Below are 2,217 nucleotides of genomic sequence, written 5' to 3' on the forward strand. Positions count from 1 at the left end.
TCCGGTCGGCCGACCGGCTCCCCGCCTCGGCCTCCGCTGACGCCACGGCCCCCGCCGGCGATCCCTCCCGCTCCGCGGGGCACGGGGTCACCGACATCGAGCGGCTGGCCGCCTCCCACGACTCAGCCGACTTCTCCACCAGCGTCTCGGTGGTCACCGGCACGGGCCACCCGCTCGAGGAGGTCCCGCCGATCGTCGGTCTGTCCCTGTACCGCACCGCGCAGGAGGCACTGGCCAACGTCCGGCGACACTCCACCGCCGACCGCGCGGGAGTGGTCCTGCGCACCGGCGAGAACCCGGGCGGGAACCCGTACGCGGAGGTCGAGATCACCGACGCCGGACGCCCCCGGGCGGGGACCTCGGGGAGCGGACTGGGACTGCTGGGCATGCGCGAACGGGTGCGCTCCCACGGCGGCGAGTGCGAGATCGGCCCCCGGGTGACCGGCGGCTACCGGGTGCGGGTGCGTCTGCCCTACCGCCCCGACGTGGACGCCGACCGGGAATGAGCGACACCGGGGCGGGACCCGACTCCGCGGTGGGCGAGGACTCCACCGCGGTCCTGCGGATCCTCGTGGTGGACGACCAGGCGCTCATGCGCTCCGGATTCTCGATGATGCTCGGCGTGGAACCGGACCTCGAGGTGATCGGCGACGCCGCCGACGGCGCGGAGGCGGTCGAGATGTGCCGGCGGCTGCGCCCCGACGTGGTGTTGATGGACGTGCAGATGCCCGGCACCGACGGCATCGAGGCGACGCGGCTCATCACCGCAGAGGCCCTGTCCAAGGTCCTGATCCTCACCACGTTCGACCGGGACGACTACCTGTTCGACGCGCTGCGGGCCGGGGCGAGCGGATTCCTGCTCAAGAACTCCGACCCGGAGGACCTGGTCGACGGGGTCCGGGCCGTGGGCCACGGTCACGCGCTGCTCGCGCCCGAGGTCACGCGTCGGGTCATCGAGAGACTGACCACTCCTGTCCCGTCGGATGGCCGCGCCCCGTCCCCCGCCGGCGCAGGATCTCGTCCGCCCGCCCTGGACCTGCTCACGGCCCGGGAGACCGAGGTCCTGCGTCTGGTCGCGCGGGGGCTGTCCAACGCGGAGATCGCGCAGAAGCTGGTCGTGGGCGAGGCCACGGTCAAGACCCACGTGTCGGCGTGCCTGTCCAAACTCCACCTCCGCGACCGCGTCCAGGCGGTCGTCCTGGCCTACGAGGCCGGTCTCGTCCAGCCCGGCGAGTGACCGCGACGCCCCCGGCGGCCGTCCGCCGACCGTCTCCCCCCTGAGGGGGAGACCCGCCCGACCGACCCCGGAGATGTCATCCTCCCGGCTGATCCGCCGGGCCACCCGTCGGCCATAGCGTGGACCCGGTACAGGACACCAGGGAGGACACCATGCTGGAACTCGACGGGCTCACCCGACGCTTCGGGGAGACCCTCGCCGTGGACGATGTCGGATTCGAGGTCCCGCGAGGGGCGATGACCGGCTTCGTCGGCGGCAACGGCGCCGGGAAGACCACCACCATGCGGATGATCATGGGCGTGCTGCAGCCCTCCGCCGGCACGGTCACATGGCGTGGCCGGGAGGTGACCGTCGCGGATCGTCGCACCTTCGGGTACATGCCCGAGGAACGCGGGCTGTATCCCAAGCAGCCGATCCTCGACCAACTCGTCTACCTCGGCAGACTCCAGGGGCGCAGTCCGGAGGGGGCACGACGCTCGGCGACCGAGCTGCTCGGGCGGTTCGGGCTCGGCGACCGCACGGCGGACAAGCTCGAATCGCTGTCACTGGGCAATCAGCAGCGCGTCCAGATCGTCGCGGCGGTCATCGGCGGACCGGAACTGCTCGTCCTCGACGAACCCTTCTCGGGTCTCGACCCGGTCGCCGTCGACTCGATGGTCGACCTGCTGCGCGAGTACACCAGCCAGGGTGTGCCCGTGCTGTTCTCCTCGCATCAGCTCGACCTGGTGGAACGGCTCTGCGACCACCTCGTCGTCCTGGCGCGCGGGCGGGTCGTCGCCCGCGGGACGGTGGACGACCTCCGCCGACGGGGGCGCGTCCTGCACCGCCTCGTCGTCGGCACCGACGCCGGGTGGGTCCGGGGGCTGCCGGGGGTCCACGTCGTCGACGTCGACGGCCACACCGCCCTGATGGACCTCGACCGCCCCGAGGTGACCGATCTGGTCCTCCGTGAGGCGATGGCGCGCGGCAGCGTCCGCGAA

At 72.5% G+C, this 2,217-nt stretch carries 3 protein-coding genes; all 3 read left to right on the forward strand.

Going from position 1 to position 2,217, the window contains the following annotated elements; translation table 11 throughout:
* A partial coding sequence (locus G6017_RS11820; protein WP_347237995.1) for a sensor histidine kinase occupies window positions 1-506 on the forward strand: 506 nt, incomplete at its 5' end.
* A complete protein-coding gene (locus G6017_RS11825; RefSeq protein ID WP_182617510.1) occupies window positions 503-1,237 on the forward strand; it encodes a response regulator in 735 nt (244 codons plus the stop codon). The genes G6017_RS11820 and G6017_RS11825, both read left to right, overlap by 4 nt.
* 152 nt (window positions 1,238-1,389) lie before the next feature.
* Window positions 1,390-2,217 (forward strand): ABC transporter ATP-binding protein (locus G6017_RS11830; RefSeq protein WP_182617512.1); only part of this gene is annotated, 828 nt, incomplete at its 3' end.

The organism is Dietzia sp. B44 (assembly GCF_014145245.1).
Taxonomy (GTDB): Bacteria; Actinomycetota; Actinomycetes; order Mycobacteriales; family Mycobacteriaceae; genus Dietzia; species Dietzia natronolimnaea.

Coding starts and splice junctions, on each gene's coding strand:
- G6017_RS11825 (WP_182617510.1), top strand. CDS start 503: ATGAGCGACACCGGGGCGGGACCCGACTCCGCGGTGGGCGAGGACTCC.